The sequence below is a fragment of the Xanthomonas sp. D-109 genome (assembly GCF_017746095.1).
Taxonomy (GTDB): Bacteria; Pseudomonadota; Gammaproteobacteria; order Xanthomonadales; family Xanthomonadaceae; genus Xanthomonas_A; species Xanthomonas_A sacchari.
The window spans coordinates 18,192-38,835 of the sequence record NZ_JAGHWV010000024.1 but is presented as its reverse complement, the minus strand read 5'-3'; the positions used below and the strand labels follow the sequence as shown (position 1 = coordinate 38,835).

The 20,644-nt window shown below is 67.5% G+C and carries 16 protein-coding genes and 6 tRNA genes; 15 read left to right on the top strand and 7 right to left on the bottom strand.

Annotated features, from left to right (window positions below):
• Positions 1-156: 156 nt before the first annotated feature.
• The 5 genes from ppx to J7357_RS18535 form a co-directional block, all read right to left on the bottom strand.
• Positions 157-1,683, bottom strand: a complete 1,527-nt coding sequence (ppx, locus tag J7357_RS18555; RefSeq protein ID WP_209248741.1) for an exopolyphosphatase — start codon at positions 1,681-1,683, stop codon at positions 157-159.
• Between the two features lie 55 nt (positions 1,684-1,738).
• Complete coding sequence (gene ppk1, locus J7357_RS18550; protein WP_209248739.1) at positions 1,739-3,838, bottom strand: polyphosphate kinase 1; 2,100 nt, start codon at positions 3,836-3,838, stop codon at positions 1,739-1,741.
• Between the two features lie 11 nt (positions 3,839-3,849).
• On the bottom strand, positions 3,850-5,175 hold the full coding sequence (phoR, locus tag J7357_RS18545; RefSeq protein WP_209248737.1) for a phosphate regulon sensor histidine kinase PhoR: 1,326 nt from the start codon (positions 5,173-5,175) through the stop codon (positions 3,850-3,852).
• Positions 5,176-5,239: 64 nt separating this feature from the next.
• Complete coding sequence (phoB, locus tag J7357_RS18540) at positions 5,240-5,929, bottom strand: phosphate regulon transcriptional regulator PhoB (protein WP_160959358.1); 690 nt, start codon at positions 5,927-5,929, stop codon at positions 5,240-5,242.
• An 83-nt stretch (positions 5,930-6,012) separates the two neighbouring features.
• Positions 6,013-7,656 carry a M48 family metalloprotease gene (locus tag J7357_RS18535; protein ID WP_209248735.1) on the bottom strand — a complete coding sequence of 548 codons (1,644 nt, stop codon included), beginning with the start codon at positions 7,654-7,656 and terminating at the stop codon, positions 6,013-6,015.
• A 149-nt stretch (positions 7,657-7,805) separates the two neighbouring features.
• Here J7357_RS18535 and grxC point away from each other — a divergent pair, with 149 nt between their 5' ends.
• From grxC to J7357_RS18520, 3 genes are all read left to right on the top strand, one after another.
• On the top strand, positions 7,806-8,117 hold the full coding sequence (gene grxC / locus J7357_RS18530) for a glutaredoxin 3 (RefSeq protein WP_209248733.1): 312 nt from the start codon (positions 7,806-7,808) through the stop codon (positions 8,115-8,117).
• Complete coding sequence (locus J7357_RS18525) at positions 8,114-8,527, top strand: carboxymuconolactone decarboxylase family protein (RefSeq protein ID WP_209248731.1); 414 nt, start codon at positions 8,114-8,116, stop codon at positions 8,525-8,527. Before grxC ends, J7357_RS18525 begins: the two co-directional genes overlap by 4 nt.
• A 161-nt stretch (positions 8,528-8,688) precedes the next feature.
• Complete coding sequence (locus J7357_RS18520) at positions 8,689-9,696, top strand: isocitrate dehydrogenase (protein WP_153751193.1); 1,008 nt, start codon at positions 8,689-8,691, stop codon at positions 9,694-9,696.
• A 144-nt stretch (positions 9,697-9,840) separates the two neighbouring features.
• On the opposite strand, the gene J7357_RS18515 is transcribed toward J7357_RS18520, so the two are convergent.
• Positions 9,841-10,617 carry a Bax inhibitor-1/YccA family protein gene (locus J7357_RS18515; protein WP_209248729.1) on the bottom strand — a complete coding sequence of 259 codons (777 nt, stop codon included), beginning with the start codon at positions 10,615-10,617 and terminating at the stop codon, positions 9,841-9,843.
• A 155-nt stretch (positions 10,618-10,772) separates the two neighbouring features.
• On the opposite strand from J7357_RS18515, the gene J7357_RS18510 reads away from it, so the two are divergent.
• The 4 genes from J7357_RS18510 (at position 10,773) to J7357_RS18495 (ending at position 11,234) form a co-directional block, all read left to right on the top strand.
• Positions 10,773-10,849: transfer RNA gene (locus J7357_RS18510), tRNA-Pro, on the top strand.
• A gap of 44 nt (positions 10,850-10,893) precedes the next feature.
• Positions 10,894-10,970 (top strand) — tRNA-Arg (locus tag J7357_RS18505).
• A gap of 35 nt (positions 10,971-11,005) precedes the next feature.
• Positions 11,006-11,082: transfer RNA gene (locus tag J7357_RS18500), tRNA-His, on the top strand.
• Positions 11,083-11,158: 76 nt separating this feature from the next.
• Positions 11,159-11,234: transfer RNA gene (locus J7357_RS18495), tRNA-Lys, on the top strand.
• Between the two features lie 99 nt (positions 11,235-11,333).
• On the opposite strand, the gene J7357_RS21540 is transcribed toward J7357_RS18495, so the two are convergent.
• Positions 11,334-12,650: a S41 family peptidase gene (locus J7357_RS21540; RefSeq protein ID WP_209248728.1), complete on the bottom strand. Its 1,317-nt coding sequence runs from the start codon at positions 12,648-12,650 to the stop codon at positions 11,334-11,336.
• A gap of 43 nt (positions 12,651-12,693) precedes the next feature.
• Between J7357_RS21540 and J7357_RS18485 the strand changes: the two genes are divergently transcribed.
• From J7357_RS18485 to J7357_RS18450, 8 genes are all read left to right on the top strand, one after another.
• Positions 12,694-13,347: a helix-turn-helix domain-containing protein gene (locus J7357_RS18485; RefSeq protein WP_209248726.1), complete on the top strand. Its 654-nt coding sequence runs from the start codon at positions 12,694-12,696 to the stop codon at positions 13,345-13,347.
• A 261-nt stretch (positions 13,348-13,608) separates the two neighbouring features.
• Positions 13,609-13,693, top strand: a tRNA-Leu gene (locus J7357_RS18480).
• Between the two features lie 189 nt (positions 13,694-13,882).
• The gene (tig, locus tag J7357_RS18475) at positions 13,883-15,178 is read left to right on the top strand and encodes a trigger factor (RefSeq protein ID WP_019800433.1); all 1,296 of its coding nucleotides are present in this window, start codon (positions 13,883-13,885) and stop codon (positions 15,176-15,178) included.
• A 141-nt stretch (positions 15,179-15,319) separates the two neighbouring features.
• Positions 15,320-15,946: an ATP-dependent Clp endopeptidase proteolytic subunit ClpP gene (gene clpP, locus J7357_RS18470; RefSeq protein WP_010341121.1), complete on the top strand. Its 627-nt coding sequence runs from the start codon at positions 15,320-15,322 to the stop codon at positions 15,944-15,946.
• A gap of 128 nt (positions 15,947-16,074) precedes the next feature.
• Positions 16,075-17,361: an ATP-dependent Clp protease ATP-binding subunit ClpX gene (gene clpX / locus J7357_RS18465; RefSeq protein WP_010341122.1), complete on the top strand. Its 1,287-nt coding sequence runs from the start codon at positions 16,075-16,077 to the stop codon at positions 17,359-17,361.
• A 178-nt stretch (positions 17,362-17,539) separates the two neighbouring features.
• Positions 17,540-20,008, top strand: a complete 2,469-nt coding sequence (gene lon / locus J7357_RS18460) for an endopeptidase La (RefSeq protein WP_209248724.1) — start codon at positions 17,540-17,542, stop codon at positions 20,006-20,008.
• A gap of 88 nt (positions 20,009-20,096) precedes the next feature.
• Complete coding sequence (locus tag J7357_RS18455) at positions 20,097-20,510, top strand: HU family DNA-binding protein (protein WP_209248722.1); 414 nt, start codon at positions 20,097-20,099, stop codon at positions 20,508-20,510.
• A gap of 11 nt (positions 20,511-20,521) precedes the next feature.
• Positions 20,522-20,596 (top strand) — tRNA-Val (locus J7357_RS18450).
• Positions 20,597-20,644 lie beyond the last annotated feature (48 nt).

Below are 20,644 nucleotides of genomic sequence, written 5' to 3'. Positions count from 1 at the left end.
TGGGAGGGCGGCTTTTCTTTCAAAAACCGGCACTTTTTTCATCAAATCGCTTGACCGCGATTTGACCGCGGACAGCATGCTGCCATCCGAATCCCGAATCCCGAATCCCGAATCCCGAATCCCGAATCCCGAATCCCGAATCCCGAATCCCGGCTTTCAAGCCACAAACGGCCGGAAATTGATCCCCAACCCCGCCATGCCCTCGACCTCGCCGATCAGGTCGGCGCGCTGCAGCGGCCGCGACTCGATCCAGGGCTGCGACAGGATCAGGTGCAGGTTGGCGCCGTCGGCCTTCAGTTCCAGCGCCGGAATCGGGTCGGCCTCGTGCGCGCGGTGCAGCAGCACCGCCAGGCGCAGCAGCGCGGCCTTGCGCTTGGCGCTGAGCAGCAGGCGGTCGGGCAGCGCGTCGAACGCGGTCTTGGAGACGTTGCGGCGGTGCGTGCGCACCAGCGTGGCCAGCACCTGCTGCTCCTGCCGCGAGAAGCCAGCAATGTCCGAGTGTTCCAGCACGTAGGCACCGTGCACGTGGTACTGGCTGTGTGCGATCGCCTGGCCGAGTTCGTGCAGGCGCGCGGCCCAGCCGAGCATGCGCGCGTCGTCGGCATCCAGCGCCCAGTCGCCGGCGACCTGCTCGAACAGCGCCATCGCGGTGTGTTCCACGCGCGCGGCCTGCGCTTCGTCGATGCCGTAGCGCTGGGTGAGCGCGGCGATCGCGGTTTCGCGCGGATCGTTCTCGCCGCCGCGGCCGAGCATGTCGTAGAGGATGCCTTCGCGCATGGCCGCCTTGCTCACCATCAGCCGTTGCAGGCCCAGCGCCTGGAACGCCGCTTCCAGCACCAGCACGCCGCCGGCGATGATCGGCCGGCGGTCGGCGGACAGGCCCGGCAGGTCGATGTCCTCGATGCGCTTGGCCAGCAGCAGGCGGTCGCGCAGTTGCGGCAGCGCCTCGGCGGTGATCGCGCCCTTGGTCAGCTTCATCGCCGCGCAGATCTCGCCGATCGCCTTGTGCGTGCCGGACGAGCCCAGCGCCTCGTGCCAGCCCAGCGCACGGTACTGCCCGGCGAACTGCTGGAACTCGGCGCCGATCTCGGTCAGCGCGTCCTTCCACTTTTTCTTGGACAGCTTGCCGCCTGGGAAGAAGCGCCGCGTGCTGGCGATGCAGCCGGCCTGCAGGCTTTCGCGTTCCAGGGTCTGGAAGCCGCTGCCGATGATGAACTCGGTGGAGCCGCCGCCGATGTCGATCACCAGACGGCGTTCGTCCGGCTTGGGCGGCTGCGCATGGGCCACGCCCAGGTAGATCAGGCGCGCTTCCTCGCGGCCGCTGACCACTTCGATCGGATGGCCGAGCGCGGTTTCGCCGGGAATCAGGAAGGTCTGCGGCGAGCGCAACTGGCGCACGGTGTTGGTGGCCAACGCACGCACGCGCAGCGAGGGCAGGTCGCGGATGCGCTGGCCGAAGCGCGCCAGGCATTCCAGCGCGCGCTGCCGCGCCTCGGCGGACAACCCGCCCTTGTTGTCCAGGCCGTCGGCCATGCGCACGGTCTCGCGCAGGCGGTCCACCACCCGCAGCTGCCCGAGCTGATAACGGGCGATGACCATGTGGAAACTGTTGGAACCCAGGTCGATGGCGGCCAGCAGGTCGCCGTCGCGCAGCGGCGGATGAGTGGGGGAAGTGGCAGGCATGGCGGAATGGTAGCCGATGCGCGGCGCACGCCGTGGAGACGGCGCCGCGCTGCGCTCAGAGCCCGTCGAGCAGGGCCAGCTGCGCCGAATGCGGCGGCTGGTCCTGGCCCGGGGCCAGCTTGCGGTAGTTGCCGTCGGCGTCCAGTTCCCAGGCGTTGAGATTGTCGGCCAGATAGTTCTGCAGCACCTCGCGGTGGATGCGCTTGACCAGGTCCGGATCGAGGATCGGGAAGCCGGTCTCCACGCGCCGCAGCAGGTTGCGCTCCAGCCAGTCGGCGCTGGCGCAGAACAGTTCCGGCGCGCCGTCGTTGCCGAACCAGTAGACCCGGCTGTGCTCGAGGAAACGGCCGACGATCGAGCGCACCCGGATGTTGTCGGACACGCCCGGCACGCCGGGACGCAGGGTGCAGGCGCCGCGTACGATCAGGTCGATCTTCACGCCTGCCTGCGAGGCCGCATACAGCGCGCGGATCACCTGCGGCTCGTTGAGCGCGTTCATCTTGGCGATGATGCGGCCCGGGCGGCCGGCGGTGGCCAGCTTGGTCTCGCGCTCGATCCGGTGCAGCACGCCCGGGTGCAGGGTGAAGGGCGATTGCAGCAGGCGCTTGAGGCGGATCTTCGGCGCCAGGCCGGACAACTGCTGGAATAGCAGGTGCACGTCGTTGCCGATGTCCACGTCGGCGGTGATCAGGCTCAGGTCGGTATAGGCGCGCGCGGTGCCGCTGTGGTAATTGCCGGTGCCCAGGTGCACGTAGCGGCGCAGCTTGCGGCCTTCGCGGCGCACGATCAGCAGCATCTTGGCGTGGGTCTTGTAGCCGACCACGCCGTACACCACCTGCACGCCGGCTTCCTGCAGGCGGTCGGCCAGGCCCAGGTTGGCCTCTTCGTCGAAGCGCGCGCGCAGTTCCACCACCACGGTGACGTCCTTGCCGTTGCGCGCGGCCAGCACCAGCGCATCGACGATCGCCGAGTCCTTGCCGGTGCGGTACAGGGTCTGCTTGATCGCCAGCACGTTGGGGTCGATCGCGGCCTGCTTGATCAGGTCCAGCACCGCGGTGAAGGCGTCGAACGGGTGGTGCAGCAGCACGTCGCCGGCGGCGGCGATCTCGAAGATGCCTTCGCTGTCGCGCAGCGTGCGCGGGTTCATCGGCGGATACTTCAGGTCCGGGCGCTGCACCAGGTCGTAGACCTGGTTGACCCGGCTCAGGTTGACCGGGCCGTTGATGCGGTAGACGGCGTTTTCCGGCAACTCGAAGTTCTGCAGCAGGGTGCGCACGATCGACTTCGGGCAGTCCTCGGCGATCTCCAGCCGCACCGCCGGCCGGTAGCCGCGGTTGACCAGTTCGTCGCGCAGCGCCAGCGCCAGGTTCTCCACTTCCTCTTCGTCCACCACCAGTTCCGAGTTGCGGGTGACGCGGAACTGGTAGGAGCCCATCACCTCCATGCCCGGGAACAGCTCGTCGACGAAGGTGGACAGCACCGAGGACAGGAACACGAAGCTCTGGCCGCCCTCGGCCAGGCTTTCCGGCAACTGGATGATGCGCGGCAGCGAGCGCGGCGCGCGCACGATCGCCAGGTGGCCGACGCGGCCGAACGCGTCGGTGCCCTTGAGCACCACCACGATGTTCAGCGACTTGTTGAGGATCTTCGGGAACGGATGCGCCGGGTCCAGGCCCAGCGGCGACAGCACCGGCATGATCTCGTTGCGGAAGTAGGCGCGCAGCCAGCGCTTCTGTCGCGCGTTCCAGGAATGCCGGCCGAGCACGCCGATGCCGGCGTCCTTCAGCGCCGGGCGCAGCACCTCGTTCCAGCAGCGGTACTGCTGGTCGACCAGTTGCGCGGCGCGGTCGTGGATGGAGGTGAGGATGGCGCTGGGGCTCATCCCGTCCGGCGCCGGCGGCAGCCCGAATTCCTGCGCGTGGCGCACGGTGGCGGCGCGGATCTCGAAGAACTCGTCGAGGTTGGTGCAGGAGATGCACAGGAAGCGCAGTCGCTCCAGCAACGGCACCTGCGGGTCCTGTGCCTGCGCCAGGACCCGGAAATTGAAGTCCAGTTGCGACAGTTCGCGGTTGATGTACAGCGCGGGATCGCGCAGCGGATCGCTGGGAATGTCCGGGGGCGGCGTGGGCGGCAGGGCAGGGGCGCGGCGGGGCATGGCGGTACTCGTTAGGCGGAGGTCAGGGTGGCATGGTCGTGCCGCGGATGCACGCGCCCGGCGCCGAAGTGACAGGAGAAGGTGCTGCCCTTGCCGACTTCGCTCTCGATCTCCAGCCGCGCCTGGTGCAGGCCGAGCACGTGCTTGACGATCGACAGGCCCAGCCCGGTGCCGCCGCTCTCGCGCGACCGGCTGCTGGAGACCCGGTAGAAGCGCTCGGTGATGCGCGGCAGGTGATGCGCCGGAATGCCGTAGCCGCTGTCGCGCACCGATAGCACCGCACCGTCGCCCTCGCGGGCGAAGGTGATGCGGATGGTGCCGCCGGCCGCGGTGTAGCGCACCGCGTTGGTGACCAGGTTGGAGAAGGCGCTGTGCAGTTCCTTGTTGGAGCCGACCAGGTCGCAATCGGCCTCGTCGTGGACCTCGATGCGGTGCCGGCCCTGGCTGTGCGCCTCGGCCTCGCGGCGCAGCGTGGCCAGCATCGGCGCCATCGCGATCGACTCCTCGTTGGCGTGCTCCTGCGATTCCAGCCGCGACAGGGTGAGCAGGTCCTCGACCAGCTGGGTCATGCGCTGCGACTGCTTGCGCATCTCGGCGATCATCGGCCCCGAATCCGGGAAGTCCTCCGGATCGAGCATGTCCAGATAGCCGTGGACCACGGTCAGCGGCGTGCGCAGTTCGTGCGAGACGTTGGCGACGAAATCGCGGCGCACCTGCTCCAGTTGCAGCAGCTTGCTGACGTCGCGCGCGACCAGCAGCCAGTGATCCTCGGAATAGGGGATCAGGCGCAGGTTCAGGCGCAGGCGCTCGTCGACCGGCGAGGGCATGTCCAGCATCGGCTCGGCGTTGCGGCCGGCGCTGAGCCAGTGCGCCAGCGGCATCGGCTGCAGCCGCTCCACCACCGGCGCGCCGAGGTCGCCGGGATGGCGCAGGCCGAGCAGGCTGCCGGCCGCTTCGTTGAACCACTGGATGCGCTGGCTGTTGCGGTCGACCACCACCACCGCGTCGGGCAGCGCCGCGGCGGCGGCGCGGTAGGCGCGCAGCATGTCCAGCAGGCGCCGCTTGCGCACGCGCATTTCCGCCTGGCTGCGGTACAGCAGCCGGTCCAGCTCGTTCCACACGCCGGTGCCGGCCGGCGGCTCCCAGCGCTGGCGCGCGGTCAGCCGCCGCAGCACCCGTCGCAGCCGCCAGTAGTGCCAGCCCATCACCCCCAGCGACATCAGGGTCAGCGCCATCCACACGTGGCCGCCGATCCAGCCGACCAGCAACGCCAGCAGCAGCATGCCGGCGAGCGTGCCGAGGGTCTTCAACCAGGCGGAGCGGATGTGGCGGGGCATCGGGAACGCACTCTGTCGCAAAGGATCGTGATCCGTCCGCCGTTATAGCAGGCCAAGCTGGCGGTCAGATGGACGCAGAGAAGCGATAGCCGGACCCGCGGACGGTCTGCACCATGTTTTCCACCGCGAACGGCTCCAGCGTCTTGCGCAGGCGACGGATGTGCACGTCGATGGTGCGCTCTTCCACGTAGACGCTTCCGCCCCAGACGTGGTCGAGCAACTGCGCGCGGCTGTACACGCGCTCGGGATGGGTCATGAAGAAGTGCAGCAGGCGGTACTCGGTCGGGCCGATCGGCACCGGCGCCTCGCCGGCGAACACCCGGTGCGCGGCGCCGTCGATGCGCAGGCTGCCGACCGAGACGCTGCCGTCCTCGTCGTCCTCGCGGGTGCGGCGCATCACCGCGCGGATCCGCGCCAGCAGCTCGCGCGCGGAGAACGGCTTGACCACGTAGTCGTCGACGCCGGCTTCCAGGCCGCCGACCCGGTCGTTCTCCTCGCCGCGGGCGGTGAGCATGATGATCGGCACTTCGCGGGTCATCGCATCCTTGCGCCAGCGCCGCGCCAGTTCCAGGCCGCTGGTGCCGGGCAGCATCCAGTCCAGCAGGATCAGGTCCGGGACTCGGTCGGCGATCGAGGTCTGCGCCTCGCGGGCATCGCCGGCATGCACCGGCTCGAAGTCGCCCTTGCGCAGGGCGAACGCGACCATGTCGCGGATGGCCGGTTCGTCGTCGACGATCAGGATGCGTTTCTGCACAACGGCACCGTGGAACTGGGGAGGAAGGTCGCCAGTAGACTACGGTTTTATTACGTTTAAATGACGCCTGCCATGGGCGCGTTTCAGCGCCGTTGCATGTCCGAGTCCTGCACGCCCTGGCGGCGCAGTTCCAGCACCGTCGGGGTGATCGCGGCGATGCGCGCGTCGATGCGCGCCCGCGCCACGTAGTCCAGGTCGCTGCGCTTCTTCAGGTTGTTGAGCTGGATCAGCGCCTGCTCCGGGTGCCCGTTCAGGTAGGCGGCCTCGGCATAGGCCTCGCCGGCGCGGGTCTCGTCGCCGGCCAGTTCGCAGGCGCGGGCGAAGGTGCGCTGGAACACCGGATCCTCCGCGGCCGCCCCCAGCAGCGGCCGCAGCACCGCCTGGGCGCGCTGGCCGGCCTGGCGGCCGCCCTGTTCGTTGAGGGCGGTGGCATAGCTCAGCGCCACCGCGCGGTTGCTGGGCATGCGCTTGACCAGCGCCTCGAAGCGCTGGTCGGCGGCCTGGGCGCGGCCGGCCTTGGCCTCGGCCTCGGCCACAGCCACAGTCAGCCACCAGTTGTCCGGGTGCGCCTGCAGCAGGCCCTCCAGCGTCTGCGCCACGTCCTGCGCGCCGCCGCCGGCGCGCAGCCGGGCCAGCGCCAGGCCGTAGCGCTGGGCATCGCTCAGGCCCTGCTTGCTGCCCTGGCGCAGGCCCTCGTACTCGCGGATCGCATCGGCCGGGGTGTTGGCGCTGAACACGCGCAGCCGCTCGCGGGCCCACTCGAACTGGCCGCTGGGGCCGCGCGCGTAGTTGGCGAACGGCAGTTGCAGGCCGCCCGGCAGCAGCGGATTGCTGGGCGCGCCCAGCGGCTGGCTCAGCGACACGTCGTTCGGGTCGACCCGCTCCTGCAGGGTGCCGCCGGGCACGCTGGTGGTCACGGTCAGGGTGTTCTTCTTCATCTGCTCGGCGCGCTCACGCGCCTCGCTGATGCGGGTGGTGGTGACCGGGTGGGTCATCAGGAAGTCGGGGGTGCTGTAGCCGCCCTGGTTGCCGCGCATCGCCAGCGACATGCGCTCGAAGAAGCCGGCCATCGCATCGACGTCGTAGCCGCTGCGCGCCAGGGTGCGGATACCCAGGCGGTCGGCCTCCGATTCGTTGGAGCGGGTGTAGTCGATCTGCCGCTGCTGCATCAGCCCCAGGCCGCTGGCGATCGCAGCCTGAGTGGCGTCGCCGCTGGAGCGCCCGCCGGCCTGCTGCGCGGCGACCACCGCGGCGAGCATGCCGAGCAGGATCGGGATCTGGTCGCGCTGCGCCCGCTCCACCCCGCGCAGCACGTGCTGCTGGGTGACGTGGGCGATCTCGTGCGACAGCACCGCGGCCACCTCGTCCTCGCGCTCGGCGGTCAGCACCAGGCCGGCGTTGACCGCCACGTAGCCGCCGAGGGTGGCGAAGGCGTTGATCTGGCGGTCGCGCAGCATGAAGAAAGTGAACTTCTGCTGGGGCTGGTCGCTGTTGGCGCCGAGCCGGGTGCCCATGGTCTGCAGCCAGTCGTCGATCAGCGGGTCCTCGAGCACGTAGCCGTAGCTGCGCAGCTCGGCCAGCATCATCTTGCCGTACTCGGCCTGGCGCGCCGGGGTCAGCAGCTCGCCGGCGGAGGAGCCGATGTCCGGCAGCTTGTTCTCCTGGGCCGGCGCCACGGCGCAGGCGGTGGCCAGGGTGATCGCGAAGGCGAGCGGCAGCAGGCGCAAGACGGGCTCCAAGAGGACAGGCGGACGCCGGGTGGCGGCCGGGACGGCGGTGAATCCGGGATGATTCGCAGTGTTGCGGCAGCGGCCTCGAAAATCCACCCGGCCGCTACCATAGTGGCTTGGACCCTCTACACCGCCCGGAGTTTCCCGTGGACAACCCAACTGCCGACACCGGCCACGCCGACGGCCCGCCGATCACCCTCTATTCCACCGCGATCTGCCCGTATTGCGTGGCGGCCAAGAACTTCCTCAAGAGCAAGGGCCGCACCTGGAACGAGGTGCGGATCGACCTGGACCCGGCCGAGCGCGAGAAGATGGTCGCCCTGGCGCGGCGCACCAGCGTGCCGCAGATCTTCGTCGGCGACGTCCACGTCGGCGGCTACGACGACATGATGGCGCTGCACCGCGCCGGCAAGCTGGAGCCGTTGCTGGACGGCAACGCCCCCGAGGCGCAGGCATGAGCGGCGCCGCGACGGGCGAGGGCGGCGCGTCCGGGCAGGACCGGGTGCGCGAGTTCACCGAGTTCCGCCAGCGCATGAACCAGCGCATCCTGGCCGAGCCGAACCAGGTGGTGCGGCGCTTCTTCGCGCTGGACACCCAGACCTACCAGGCCGGCGCCCTGGACGTGAAGACCAAGGAACTGCTCGGCCTGGTCGCCTCGCTGGTACTGCGCTGCGACGATTGCATCAGCTACCACGTGGCCCAGTGCAAGGAGGCCGGGGTCAGCCGCGAGGAGTTCTTCGAGACCTTCTCGGTGGGCCTGGTGGTCGGCGGATCGATCGTGATCCCGCACCTGCGCCGCGCGGTGGACTTCCTCGACACGCTGGATGCCGGCGAGGCCGCCGCCCCGGCGCAGCACGCGCACGACTGAGCCCGCCGCGGCCTGTCGACGGCCGCCGGCACCGCGCCGGCGGCCGTCCGGTTTTGGGCGCCTTCACCGGCTTCGGGCATAATTACCGCTGAAACCTCCTTGCGCCTGCAGCCCCGGTTCCCGGGCGGCGCTCCCCCCTCTTGTACGGAAACCGCAACCCTATGACGCAGACAATCACGGTCATCCGTGGCGATGGCATCGGCCCGGAGATCATGGACGCCACGCTGTTCGTGCTCGACGCGCTGAACGCCGGCCTCACCTACGAATACGCCGACGCGGGCCTGGTGGCGCTGGAGAAGCACGGCGACCTGCTGCCGGCCGCCACGCTGGAGTCGATCCGCAAGAACAAGGTGGCGCTGAAGAGCCCGCTGACCACGCCGGTGGGCGAGGGCTTCAGTTCGATCAACGTGGCCATGCGTCGCCAGTTCGATCTGTACGCCAACGTGCGTCCGGCCAAGTCGTTCCCGAACACCAAGTCGCGCTTCGGCGCCGGCGTGGACCTGATCACCGTGCGCGAGAACACCGAAGGCGCCTACCTGAGCGAAGGCCAGGAAGTGTCCGCCGACGGCGAGACCGCGCTGTCGATGGCCAAGGTGACCCGCAAGGGCTCCGAGCGCATCGTGCGCTACGCCTTCGACCTGGCCCGCGCGACCGGCCGCAAGAAGGTCACCGCGGTGCACAAGGCCAACATCATCAAGTCCACCTCCGGCCTGTTCCTGAAGGTGGCGCGTGAAGTGGCGGCGAACTACCCGGAGATCGAATTCCAGGAAATGATCGTCGACAACGCCTGCATGCAGCTGGTGATGCGTCCGGAGCAGTTCGACATCATCGTCACCACCAACCTGTTCGGCGACATCCTGTCGGACCTGTGCGCCGGCCTGGTCGGCGGCCTGGGCCTGGCCCCGGGCGCCAACATCGGCGTGGACGCGGCGATCTTCGAAGCCGTGCACGGCTCGGCCCCGGACATCGCCGGGCAGGGCAAGGCCAACCCGTGCGCGCTGCTGCTGGGCGCGGCGCAGCTGCTGGACCACATCGGCCAGCCGCAGAACGCCGAGCGCCTGCGCAATGCCATCGTCGCCACCCTGGAAGCCAAGGACGGGCTGACCCCGGACCTGGGCGGCAGCGGCAACACCATGGGCTTCGCCCAGGCCATCGCCAGCCGCCTCTGAGCGCGCAGGAAGATCGCACGAAAAGAAAGGGCGCCCCTTGGCGCCCTTTTCTTTTGCTCGGAAGCCTGCCCGAGGCCGCTTCCGCTCATCGATCACGGGGAGCCGCTGTTGCGATTCCCCAATCCCGATTCCCGACTCCCGGCTTCAGTTCCGCGATTGCAGCTTCGACAGCAGGCGCAGGAACTCCAGGTACAGCCACACCAGCGTCACCATCAGGCCGAACGCGCCGTACCACTCCATGTACTTGGGTGCGCCCTGTTCGACGCCGCTCTCGATGAAGTCAAAGTCCAGCACCAGGTTCAGCGCCGCCACCACCACCACGAACAGGCTGAACAGGATGCCGACCGTGCCGGAGGCGTGGATGTACGGGATCTGGATGTTGAAGAAGCCCAGCACCATGGTCGCCAGGTACACCAGGGCGATGCCGCCGGTTGCCGCGACCACGCCCAGCTTGAAGTTCTCGGTGGCCTTGATCATGCCGCTGCGGTAGGCGAACAGCATCGCGAACAGCGTGCCGAAGGTCAGCAGCACCGCCTGCAGCACGATGCCGTTGAAGCGCACTTCGTACACCGCCGAGATCGAACCCAGGAAGAAGCCTTCCACCAGCGCGTACAGTGGCGCGGTGATCGGCGCCCAGTTCTTCTTGAAGATGGTGATCATGGCCAGGATGAAGCCGCCGATGGCGCCGCCCAGCGCGTAGCCGACCACGCCCGGGGCGATCGTCTCGTTGCCCGCGGCGTCGATCGAGATCGACTGGCTCCAGGCGAACACGGCGGTGATCACGCTCAGCATCAACAGCACGCCGGTCTTGTTGGCGGTGCCGTTCAGGGTCATCGCGCCGCTGTCGCGCGCGACCACCGCGCCGCTGCCGAGGTCGAGGAAAGTGGAGTCCTTCAGTGCGGGATTGCCGCTGCGAAACATGCTGTTTTCTCCTTCGAAAGTGGCGCTCGGGCCGGTGCCGATGGCAAGCCGCGAGCATAGCGCAGGCGATGTTGCGTACATGCGACGTTGACAGCGGGCCGCAAGCTTCCCACAATAGCCGACCTTTCCGGCCTTGGCCGCGAGGGATGTTCCGCCGGGGTATAGCGCAGTCTGGTAGCGCGCCTGCTTTGGGAGCAGGATGTCGGGGGTTCGAATCCCTCTACCCCGACCAATCCGATGTCCAACGGCGGAAAGGAATGCGACAATCCAGCCAGGGCGCCCGTAGCTCAACTGGATAGAGCACCGGCCTTCTAAGCCGGCGGTTACAGGTTCGATTCCTGTCGGGCGCGCCACACCGGCGCCGGGCGGGAGATGCAAGGTTTCAATGGTGGCTGTAGCTCAGTTGGTTAGAGTACTGGATTGTGATTCCAGATGTCGGGGGTTCGAGTCCCCTCAGCCACCCCATTGATCGCGTGACCCGATGCTTCGCGGGGTGTTGCAACGAAGCAAAAAAGCACATAGAATGTGCGACTCAGTTTCAGGGCCGTTAGCTCAGTTGGTAGAGCAGTTGACTCTTAATCAATAGGTCCAAGGTTCGAATCCTTGACGGCCCACCAAATCAAGCAGCCACTTAGCGCAAGCCAAGTGGCTGTTTTTTTATGTGCTAAGCGTGCGCGAGCGCATGCCGGCGATGGCGTCGCTTCCGCGCGATCCGGTCAGCGTTGCGCTGCCGCGATCGCAAGCGCCGCGTCCACCATCGCGTCGGGCCGTAACGGATCGTCGTCGATGCGGATGTCCGGCGTCAGCCACCGCGGCGTGGCTGCGCCCGACGGTCGCACCAACAGGAGCCGCGGAGCCCACAGCACCAGTCCGGTCTGCGGCAGCACGATTTTCTGAACGCCGCCGGTCTGTGTGCTCCTGACGCTGGCGCCTTCACCGATCAGCGTCCCGGCATGGAAATCCTGCATCGCGTTGGCGAACAGCACCGCCGAGGAATACGTGCCGGGGCCGATCAATACATAGACCTTGCCGTCGAAGTGCAGGGGATCGTCGCTGCGCGGAGCGCTCCACGTCTCCACGGTTCCGCTCAGCACATCGCCCGCCCGTTCGTGTTTCGCAGGGTCGTCGCGGAGCGTTTTCTTGGTGTAGCGCGATGCCCAGCGATAGGGGCGGTCGGCGAGATAGGGCAGCAGCCCCTGCAGCCACAGCGCATCGTCGCCGCCGCCGTTCTGCCGCACGTCGATGACGAGCGTGCGCGTGCCGCTTGTCTTCATCTGCTGGAACGCGCGATGCGCGAACGCCACGAATGCAGCCGGTTCGGGCCAGGAGAAGGTCCGGATGGTCATGACCGCGGAGGCGTCCGGGCGCAATCCGAACGCGAACTGTTGGTCGAAATCGTCCTCGCCGACCATGATCGCAGGACGCGCGTGGCTCGCGGGTCGGCGCAGCCGCGCCTGCGGCGGTCCGGCGAACGTCAGTTCGAACGTCGCGGTTGCGCCATACACCTTCCAGTAGAAGAACCACCAGCGTCGCGACAACAGGTCGGCGCGGAAGCGCGCGCTGTCGCCGTGCACGTGCGCGAGCAGTGTGCGGGCGACAGCGCCTGCGGGAACGCCATTGATGGTCGCGACCGGTTTGCCGGAAAGCGCCGTCGCAGTGCCGCCCAGCTCGGAGAGGATCCGTACCCGCGCTTGCGCATCGACCGTGACCTCGAAGGGAAACAGAGCGCCTCCGCTGCGCAGGTGCTGTTCCGTCTCTGCGCGCCAGTCGGCGTAGCCGACAAAAAAATGGCCATCGGCAAGCAGCGGGTTGAGCGTGGAGAAGTCCCGCCAGGCCGCGTCGCGGTCCAGCCCGGGCGAGGCCCGCTGCCGCAACGCATCGATGGCGAGCTGAAGCTGGGTCGGATCGACCGAATGCGACGGATCCGGGTGGGTCGCTGCGATTCCCGCCTGGAGCGCGTCGAGGTCGGCATGGAGCTGCTGCGTGCTGTAGCGTTCGGCCGCCTGGGCCGTTGGCGCCAGTACCGACGCCACGGCAAGAAGGAAAAAGAGTGCATGGAGCGGTTGCGGCCTTCGCATGAAGATCCCCCGGAAATGTTTTGAAAAAGTACCATATAATTTCAACATGACGAAAAACGCCAAGCAGCCGTTCGACGCCACCGCGATCCGGGATCCGGCGCATATCCGTCTGTTGGCGTCCCCGGTGCGCCAGGAGCTCGTGGACACACTGGCGTCGTTGGGGGGAGTGGCGACCGTCGCCGAGTTGTCCGAGCAGTTGGGGCGGCCGGCGGATGGGCTCTACTACCATCTGCAGCTCCTCGCAGAGGGCGACCTGGTGCAGGAAGGCGAGGGTGCTGCAGGGGAGCGGATCTTCCGCTTGGCGGGCGCTGCAGGCGTGCCGCTGCGCCTGTCCTACGACCTGGCCAGCGACGCGGCGTCCGCGGCCCTGGCCGCCTACGCCAAGGGACTGGTGCAGGTCGCCGAGCGCGATTTCCAGGCTGCCTTGAAACAGCGCACTGTCGAGGTCGACGGCCCCGGCCGGCAACTGTGGGCGGCGCGCAACAAGGGCTGGCTCAACCAGGCGGAACTGGCCGAGGCCAATGCGCTGCTGGAGCGGCTATGCGACCTGCTGAGCCGCCCGCGCGATCCGTCGCGCGATCGGCCGATGTCGCTGGCGTTCGTGCTGGCGCCGGCCGCAGTGCGCGGACGGCGCCGGGTGCCCAAGCGCTGAGGGCAAGGCTGCCTGGCGCCTCGGCATCGGCGGGATCGCGGGAATGTGTGCGCCGCCGCCGCTATTTCGACGCTCGATCTTCGCCGTGAGGCAGCCTAAAGCATTGATTGAAAAGATCTGTGGCATTGCATTCCGATCGGCGCGCGCGCGCCTCGCCTCCTCGGCTGCCGACTGGGCCGGGCGGCATCCGCTGCGTCGGGCGCCTTTTTCTTTGTCGGCAGGCCTGCAACAATGCACAGGCGCGCGCTCAGGCGTTGCAGCGCGAAAGTGGCGGAATTGGTAGACGCCCTGGTTTTAGGTACCAGTGCCGCAAGGCGTAGGGGTTCGAGTCCCCTCTTTCGCACCATCCAGCCCCCTGCGGCCCCCGCGGCGACGGCGGGTTCGGCGTTGTCACCGCGGCCTCCCGGCCCTGCGCTGGCAGGCGCCGCGGGAATAGGCGAAACTATCCGGCTGCGGCGGCTGTCCCGTGCCCGCGCCAACCCGTACTTTTCTACATCGTGCCGAGAGCCGTGGGCTCCCGGTGGCAGGAGTCCACATGCAAGCTTCGATCGAAACCACCGGTACCCTGGAACGGCGTCTGACCTTCACCCTGCCGGAGGATCGCCTGGAAACCCATGTCGGCGGCCGCCTGCGCGAAGTCGCGCGCACCGCGCGGATCAAGGGCTTCCGTCCGGGCAAGATTCCGGCCAAGGTGATCGAGCAGCGCTTCGGGCCGCAGATCCGCGCCGAGGCGCTGGACGGCCTGCTACGCGAGACCTTCGACTCGGCCGTGCGCGAGCACGAGCTGCGTCTGGCCGGCAATCCGCGCATCGACCGCGCCGGCGACAACGAGCTGCAGTTCGTGGCCACCTTCGAAGTGGTGCCGGACTTCGGCGACATCGACGTGTCCACGCTGCAGGTGATCCGCCACACCGCCGAGGTCACCGACGCCGACATCGAGCAGATGATCGAGAACCTGCGCCTGCAGCGCCGCACCTGGCAGCCGGCCGCACGTCCGGCGCAGGACGGCGACCTGGTGACCCTGGAGACCTGGTCGCAGGTCGGCGACGAGCGTCTGCCGGCCGAGGGCGTGGAGAAGGGCAGCAGCGTGATCGGCTCGGGCGTCATGTTCCCGGCGATCGAGCAGGGCCTGGTCGGCCTGTCCAAGGGCGAGGAGAAGACGCTGACCGTCGACTTCCCGGCCGACTGGCGCGTGCCGCAGTTCGCCGGCAAGCAGGTCCAGGTGCACGTGAAGGCGGTCGACGTGGCCGCGCCGGTGCTGCCGGAGGTGGACAAGGAGTTCATCAAGAGCTTCGGCGTGAAGAGCGGCGATGCCGAGCAGTTCCGCAAGGACATCCGCATCAACCTGGAGCGCGAGCTCAAGGGCGCGCTGATGAACCGCCTGCGTCGCGAAGTCGGCGAGCAGCTGATCGCCGCCTACGCGTCGGTGGAAATGCCGCCGCGCCTGGTCGAGAACGAGGCGCGCGCCATGCTGGCGCAGCAGGTCGAGCAACTGCGCCGTTCCGGCCGCGACCCGGGCCAGGTGCCGGACGACGCCCACCAGGGCTTCATGGACGCCGCACGCAAGCGCGTGCTGGTCGGCCTGCTGGTCGGCGAGGTCGCCCGCCGCAACGAACTGCGCCTGGACCCGAAGCGGGTCTCGGAGACGCTGCGCCTGATCGCCTCGACCTACGAAGAGCCGGAGCAGGTCATTGAGATGTACCGCAACGATCCCCAATTGATGGGGGGACTGCAGAGCCGTGTGATGGAAGAGCAGGTGATCGACTGGATCGCCGAGCGCGCCCAGCACACCGAGCAGGCGATGTCGTTCCAGGACGCGATCCGTCAATAAGACGACGCGTCGCCGCGTTGCGCAGCCGACCTGCGCGACGCGGATCCCGTTTCACCTCCCCGCGGCGGCGGGGCGCAACACGATGCGAAGCCCTGCACACCCCCGTGCAGGGACGGACCCCGAGCAGCAGGAGATCACCGCGTGGACAATGTGACCAAGGCCTTGAATCTGGTTCCGATGGTGGTCGAACAGACCAGTCGTGGCGAGCGTGCCTACGACATCTATTCGCGTCTGCTGAAGGAGCGCCTGATCTTCCTGGTTGGCCCGATCGACGACCACATGGCCAATGTGATCGTGGCCCAGCTGCTGTTCCTGGAAGCGGACAATCCGGAGAAGGACATCAGCATCTACATCAACTCGCCGGGCGGCGTGGTCACCGCCGGCATGGCGATCTACGACACCATGCAGTACATCAAGCCGGACGTGAGCACCATCTGCGTCGGCCAGGCCGCCTCGATGGGCGCGCTGCTGCTGGCGTCGGGCGCGGCGGGCAAGCGCTATGCGCTGCCGAACTCGCGGGTGATGATCCACCAGCCGCTGGGCGGCTTCCAGGGCCAGGCCACCGATATCGACATCCACGCCCGCGAGATCCTGACCCTGCGCGCGCGGCTGAACGAAATCCTGGCCAAGCACACCGGCCAGTCGCTGGAGACCATCGCCCGCGACACCGAGCGCGACAACTTCAAGAGCGCCATCGACGCGCAGGCCTACGGCCTCGTCGACCAGGTCCTGGAGCGTCGTCCGGATGAGTCCATCCAGCCGGCATAAGGCTTGCATGTACTGCAAAACGCAGCGTATTCCGCAGGGCCGGGGTCGGGCTAGCGTCCTCCCGGCCCTGTGCTATTCTCGAAATCGAACCCCCGTTCATCGGGTGGGGTAACTGGGTAAGCGAAGCAATGAGCGAAGACCGGCAAGGCCGTTCCGGCGACAGCAACAAGATCCTGTACTGCTCGTTCTGCGGCAAGAGTCAACACGAGGTCCGTAAGCTGATCGCCGGGCCCAGCGTGTTCATCTGCGACGAATGCGTCGAGTTGTGCAACGACATCATCCGCGAGGAGCTCGAGGAGAAGGCGCAGTCGGCACGCAGCAGCCTGCCCAAGCCGCGCGAGATCCTCGAAGTGCTCGACCAGTACGTGATCGGCCAGCAGCGCGCCAAGCGCACGCTCGCCGTGGCCGTGTACAACCACTACAAGCGCATCGAGAGCCGGCAGAAGAACGACGAGGTCGAACTGGCCAAGTCCAACATCCTGCTGGTCGGTCCGACCGGTTCGGGCAAGACGCTGCTGGCCGAAACGCTGGCGCGCCTGCTCAATGTGCCGTTCACCATCGCCGATGCAACCACGCTGACCGAAGCCGGCTACGTCGGCGAGGACGTGGAGAACATCATCCAGAAGCTGCTGCAGAAGTGCGACTACGACGTCGACAAGGCGCAGCAGGGCATCGTCTACATCGACGAGATCGACAAGATCTCGCGCAAGAGCGAGAACCCGTCGATCACCCGCGACGTGTCCGGCGAAGGCGTGCAGCAGGCGCTGCTGAAGCTGATCGAAGGCACGGTCGCCTCGGTGCCGCCGCAGGGCGGGCGCAAGCATCCGCAGCAGGAATTCCTGCAGGTGGACACCAAGAACATCCTGTTCATCTGCGGCGGCGCGTTCGCCGGCCTGGACAAGGTGATCCAGCAGCGCTCCAACGATGCCGGCGGCATCGGCTTCGGTGCCAAGGTCAAGAGCGTCGAGCGCAAGCGCGAGGTGGGCAAGATCCTGGCCGACGTCGAGCCGGAAGACCTGATCAAGTTTGGCCTGATCCCCGAGTTCGTCGGCCGCCTGCCGGTGGTCGCCACGCTCGAGGAACTGGACGAGCCGGCGCTGATCAAGATCCTGACCGAGCCCAAGAACGCCATCACCAAGCAGTTCAAGAAGCTGTTCGAGATGGAAGGCGTGGAGCTGGAGTTCCGCCAGGACGCGCTGCTGGCCATCGCCAAGAAGGCGCTCAAGCGCAAGACCGGCGCGCGCGGCCTGCGCACCATCGTCGAGTCGGTGCTGCTGGACACGATGTACGAGCTGCCGTCGCAGGAGAACGTCAGCAAGGTGGTGGTGGACGAGTCGGTGATCGAGCACAAGTCCGAGCCGTACCTGATCTACCAGACCCCGCCGGCGGCGCCCAAGGTCGCCTCTGCGGAGTGACCCCGGGCCGGAGGCGCGCGGCGGCCCTGCCGCGTGCCCCGGGCTTGCTGGTAAGTCGCTGAAACTTAAAGGGGTTCTGCGCTCCCCTTGCATCGTCCAGCCGATGGCCCCATAACGGGGCCATCGGCGTTTTTATGGCCGCCCGCATCGCGTTCCCGCCTCCCAAATCGGAATCCTCATGGCCCAGTCCCAATCCGAAGTCCTCGACCTGCCGGTCCTGCCATTGCGCGACGTCGTGGTCTTCCCGCACATGGTCATCCCGCTGTTCGTCGGTCGCGACAAATCCATGCGCGCGCTCGAGCACGCGATGGAGGCCGACAAGCGCATCCTGCTGGTCGCGCAGAAATCCGCCGAGACCGACGATCCGGCGGCGGCCGACCTCTACAACGTCGGCACGCTGGCGCAGGTGCTGCAATTGCTGAAGCTGCCCGACGGCACCATCAAGGTGCTGGTCGAGGGGCTGTCGCGCGTCAGCGTCGACAAGGTCGCCGAGCGCGACGGCGCGCTGCAGGGCGAAGGCCGCGAGATCGACGCCGCCGAATCGCGCGAGGAGCGCGAGGTCGAGGCGATCGCGCGCTCGCTGATGTCGTTGTTCGAGCAATACGTCAAGACCAACCGCAAGCTGCCGCCGGAACTGCTGCAGACCCTGTCCGGCATCGACGAGCCCGGCCGCCTGGCCGACACCATCGCCGCGCACATCGGCGTGCGCTTGGCCGACAAGCAGCGCCTGCTGGAAACGCTGGAAGTGGGCGAGCGCCTGGAGATGCTGGTCGGCCTGGTCGATGGCGAGATCGACGTGCAGCAGCTGGAAAAGCGCATCCGCGGCCGGGTCAAGTCGCAGATGGAGAAGAGCCAGCGCGAGTACTACCTCAACGAGCAGATGAAGGCGATCCAGAAGGAACTGGGCGACCTCGACGATGCGCCGGGCGAACTGGAGGAGCTGGCGCGCAAGATCGCCGAGGCCGGCATGCCCAAGCCGGTGGAGACCAAGGCCAAGGCCGAGCTCAACAAGCTCAAGCAGATGTCGCCGATGTCGGCCGAAGCCGCGGTGGTGCGCAATTACCTCGACTGGCTGCTGGGCGTTCCGTGGAAGAAGCGCAGCAAGGTGCGCAAGGATCTGAAGGTCGCGCAGGAAACCCTCGACGCCGATCACTACGGCCTGGAGAAGGTCAAGGACCGCATCCTCGAGTACCTCGCGGTGCAGTCGCGGGTGAAGCAGATGAAGGGGCCGATCCTGTGCCTGGTCGGGCCGCCGGGCGTGGGCAAGACCTCGCTGGGCCAGTCCATCGCCAAGGCGACCAACCGCAAGTTCGTGCGCATGTCGCTGGGCGGCGTGCGCGACGAGGCGGAGATCCGCGGGCATCGCCGGACCTACGTCGGTTCGATGCCGGGTCGCATCGTGCAGAACCTCAACAAGGTCGGCAGCAAGAACCCGCTGTTCGTGCTCGACGAGATCGACAAGATGTCGATGGACTTCCGCGGCGATCCCTCCTCGGCGCTGCTGGAAGTGCTCGACCCCGAGCAGAACAACGCCTTCAACGACCACTACCTGGAAGTGGACCTGGACCTGTCCGAAGTGATGTTCGTGGCGACCTCCAATTCGCTGAACATCCCCGGCCCGTTGCTGGACCGTATGGAGGTGATCCGCATCCCCGGCTACACCGAGGACGAGAAGCTCAACATCGCCACGCGCTACCTGGTGCCCAAGCAGCTCAAGGCCAATGGCCTGAAGCAGGACGAGCTGGACATCGGCGCCGACGCGATCCGCGACATCGTGCGCTACTACACGCGCGAATCCGGTGTGCGTAACCTCGAGCGCGAAGTCGCCAAGATCTGCCGCAAGGTGGTCAAGGAGATCGCCCTGGCCGGTCCGCAGCCGGCCGCCCCGGCGAAGAAGGCCGCAGCGAAGAAGGGTGCCGTGCGCAAGGACAAGGCGCGCGTGAGCGTCGGCTCGAAGAACCTGGACAAGTACCTGGGCGTGCGCCGTTACGACTTCGGCCGTGCCGAGGAGCAGAACGAGATCGGCCTGGTGACCGGCCTGGCCTGGACCGAGGTCGGCGGCGATCTGCTGCAGATCGAGTCGACCCTGGTCCCGGGCAAGGGCGCGGTGATCCTGACCGGCCAGCTCGGCGACGTGATGAAGGAATCGGCGTCGGCCGCGTTGTCGGTGGTGCGCTCGCGCGCCGAGCGGCTCGGCATCGAGGCGGACTTCCTGCAGAAGCACGACGTCCACCTGCACGTGCCGGACGGCGCCACGCCGAAGGACGGCCCCAGTGCCGGCATCGCGATGGTGACCTCGCTGGTGTCGATGCTGACCAAGGTGCCGGTCAAGTCGGAGGTGGCGATGACCGGCGAGATCACCCTGCGTGGCCGCGTCTCGGCGATCGGCGGACTCAAGGAGAAGCTGCTGGCCGCACTGCGCGGCGGCATCCGCACCGTGCTGATTCCCGAGGAGAACCGCAAGGATCTGGCTGACATCCCGGAGAACGTCACCCGCGATCTGAAGATCGTGCCGGTGAAGTGGATCGACGAAGTGCTGGATCTGGCACTGGAGCGTCCGCTCGCGCCCAAGCCCGCCGCCGATGCCGAACAGGCACCGACGCGGCGCAAGCAGAAAGCATCCTCGAACCCGCGCGTCAAGCACTGACGCGCGCTGAACCGCACCCGCGCAAACGGCTCAAACCCGCGCCGTTGTTGGCTTTTCGGCTTGCGCGGGTATGGGCCCGCTGGTATAAATGCAGCGCTTGCGAGCACCGCGAACGGGCGTGCTTGGTAGTGCAAAACATATCCATCGGGGTCTCGCCAAGGCGAGGCAGGCCACGCCGACACCCGATCCTCAATCCGCGGTCTTCTGCCGCACATGGAGTCATCAAGAAATGAATAAAGCCGAACTGAACGACGCGATCGCCGCTGCCGCCGACATCTCCAAGGCCGAAGCCGGTCGTGCCATCGACGCCTTCGTGTCGGAAGTGACCAAGGCCCTGAAGAAGGGCGACAGCGTCACGCTCGTGGGCTTCGGCACCTTCCAGGTGCGCGACCGTGCCGAGCGCACCGGCCGCAACCCGAAGACCGGCGACTCCATCAAGATCGCGGCGTCGAAGAATCCGACGTTCAAGGCTGGTAAAGCGCTGAAGGATGCCGTAAACTAATCGACTCGCTAGGGTGCTTAGCTCAGCGGTAGAGCGTCTCCTTTACACGGAGAGGGTCGGGGGTTCGAAACCCTCAGCACCCACCAGAGCACCAAGCGACAGGTTTCAAAAGCGGAGTGGTAGTTCAGTCGGTT